At 39.0% G+C, this 2,734-nt stretch carries 1 protein-coding gene; it reads right to left on the bottom strand.

Annotation, left to right across the window (positions count from 1 at the left end):
- Positions 1-207 precede the first annotated feature (207 nt).
- Positions 208-2,010, bottom strand: a complete 1,803-nt coding sequence (locus GZ63_RS0115830; RefSeq protein WP_038221310.1) for a DNA ligase D — start codon at positions 2,008-2,010, stop codon at positions 208-210.
- Positions 2,011-2,734: the final 724 nt, after the last annotated feature.

The following is a 2,734-nucleotide window of genomic DNA, read 5'->3' as shown; positions in this document are numbered from 1 at the left end:
CTGCTTTCCGCGGGCACAGCCTCAGCCTCCTCGGAAGAAAACCATTTCACGTGGGGGCTTCAGACTCGTGCTGTTCTCGCTGGAGTCAGCCGCCTTTCGTTCGAGTCAACTAGATATGAAAACGGCTTTAATATGCTTGTTTTAGTAAACAAAAAGGATACCTGCTGATAAAATGAAAGTCACTTCTTGGCTAGTTATCTCCTAACCTCATTTTTTTACTAGTTTCAGCATTTTATCCAGTCTTTGCTTTTTACCGGCTGAGAAGTAATTTGCAAATGGGCATCCGCATGTTTGCACACGATCCACCACATTATTTAGTGTAAAGGAATCAGGTGTTAATCCATGTTTCACTTCATCCCAGAACAGGGGAGCAGCAACTGTGGCATCAACGGTTTTTCGTACGGAATAAGGAGCGATTAATGTCTTATCTTTTCCGTGCTGCAAATAATCAATATAGAGCCGGCCTTTTCTTTTGTTTTTCATTCTTTCGGTTGTGTATAGTTGGGGATATTCCTTTTCGAGCGTCAGGGCAATCGCTTGTGTGAAAATGGCTGTTTCTTCATATGTCATGCTTCCTTCTTCAATCGGTATGTGAATTTGCAATCCTTTATTGCCTGACGTTTTCACAAAGGCGATAAGCTCTAAATCATTCAGCAGTTGCTTTATGATTTGCGCTGCCTGTATGGCAAGGTCAAATTTTTCTCTGCCAGGCGGATCGAGATCAAAGACAATTTCTACAGGGTGCATCTGCTTCATGTTCTGAAAGGGGATATGGTATTCAATTGCACCATGATTTGCAAACCACATAAGTGAACTTAAATCATTACATACCATAAATGTTTCATCTCCCTCCTTGAAACTTTCGATAAAAGAAGGTGCGTAAGGGGGGAGATGCTTCTGGAAAAAATGCTCCTCTAAAGCCCCATCCGGACATCGGATAAGGGTTAATGCCTTGCTTTTTAAAAATGGAAGCATGTATGGAGAAATTTCTCGCATATAGACAAGAAAATCCCCTTTTGTTAAATTTTTATGCGCCCAAAATAATTTATCTGTATTCGTTGCCTCTACTTCCTTTGGCATCATTGCCATATCCAGATGTAATTGGCTGGTTGTACAAGATTTTGGGGATAGATCAGGCAATACTTCCAAAAATTCTGGCTCGCGAATCTCTTCTTTATACAAATCAAGCGTCCGGACGGAGGTGCAGATTGCTGGTGGTAACGTGTACATTTCTCCTTGTTTTTCTCCTTGTGTTAAAAAGAGTTGTTTTAGTGTTGCTGCAGTTTCCTTGCTTAATCCATGTTTACACTTCCCTATTTCCAGTATAGCCTCCTGTTCGTAAACATTTACCGTAAAATAGTCATTTTTTGTATGTAGCTGTGTTAGAAATCCGTGGATCACACGCCAGTTTTTTATTTTAAACCAGTCTTGATGTTTTTTTCCGCTAAGGTAGGTGCTTGACTTACGTTTAGCAACAATACCTTCCCCTTTATAATGAAAAATCATTTCTTGTAATTGATGGGGATTGGCATGTGCTTCTACGAAATCAGCAGGTTTATTGGAGATATTTTCTGTCTTCATTTTTTCAAAAAGCTTCTGAAGCATTTTTTTTCGTTTGTAGTAAGGGGTCTTTTTTTCATTTTTCCCTCGCTGCATCAAAAGGTCAAAGGCTAGAAAACGAGCGGGACGATTGCTAGCTTCTTTCTTGATAGATGTTTGGTTTTTTAATCTTCCACGCTTTTGAATGAGCGAAAAATTAGCTTGATAAGAATTATTTAAAATAACAAGCTCTCCGTCTAGATGAAGTGGCAAAAGATCATTGATGAAAGATTGTTGTCCTTGAAAAAAAGAGACGATCTCTGGAAACTTTTCAGTTAAACTTTTATTATTCCTGCTAGTAAGTGTAATTTTTTCTTTTTCCCAATGGATTACACAGCGAAATCCATCATATTTTACTTCATACAACCAGTCCGCTCCCATTGGTATATCTTCACTGGGAATTGGCTTCATAACGTCCAAAGGAAAACACCTCCATCTTATTAAATTGCGACTTTAGCACGTGATTTATACCGTCTTTCCAAAACTTTTTATCCACAACTGTAACGGCAAATAAAGAGGAAGATAGAAACATTTATCGCACTTACACACAATATCCACAGGAATAACCTTAATTATCCACAAAATATGTCCACATTTCAGGGGTTATAGAAATAGGGTTTTTAAAAGTTGTTCACATCATTCACAAACATTTGTTGATAACTTTAGGATAAGACGTCCATTTTCGTGCAGCATTAGCTGCATAAAGAGCATATAAAACGCAAAAACTAACAACGAAAGACCTGCGGTGATATGTCAAAAAAATATTAATTAAATATTTGATTATTAAGGTTCAATTTGTTTAAAAAAAGACAACACAAACTAATATCGCAGGTATTGATTCCCATTTCGTGTCAGGGAAGTATCCTCAGCCGTGAATCGTCCAGCGTATTTGGCATAGCACTCAGCAGACTATTCATGCACAAACTGAGTTACCTGGAACGGATGGCGGCGACTCCTGCGGAAATAGCGTGAGTCTTGAGACCCCGCAGGAAGTGGGTTTCTTCCGAGGAGGCTCAAGCCATGCCCGCGGAAAGCGTCCGCCAGTAGTGAAGGTAACGTAGTTATCAACAATGAGATTTTTGTAAATTTGTAAGAGTTAATAGGCTGAAAAGAAAAGCCTAAATATACTATACGA

The sequence above is a fragment of the Virgibacillus alimentarius genome (assembly GCF_000709085.1).
GTDB lineage: Bacteria > Bacillota > Bacilli > Bacillales > Amphibacillaceae > Virgibacillus_B > Virgibacillus_B alimentarius.
Note: the sequence above shows the minus strand (reverse complement) of the source record. Positions and strands in the feature narration are given on the sequence as shown.

What these genes read in the sequence shown, in the direction of transcription:
- GZ63_RS0115830 (WP_038221310.1), bottom strand. Translation starts at nt 2,010, where the DNA reads ATGAAGCCAATTCCCAGTGAAGATATACCAATGGGAGCGGACTGGTTG.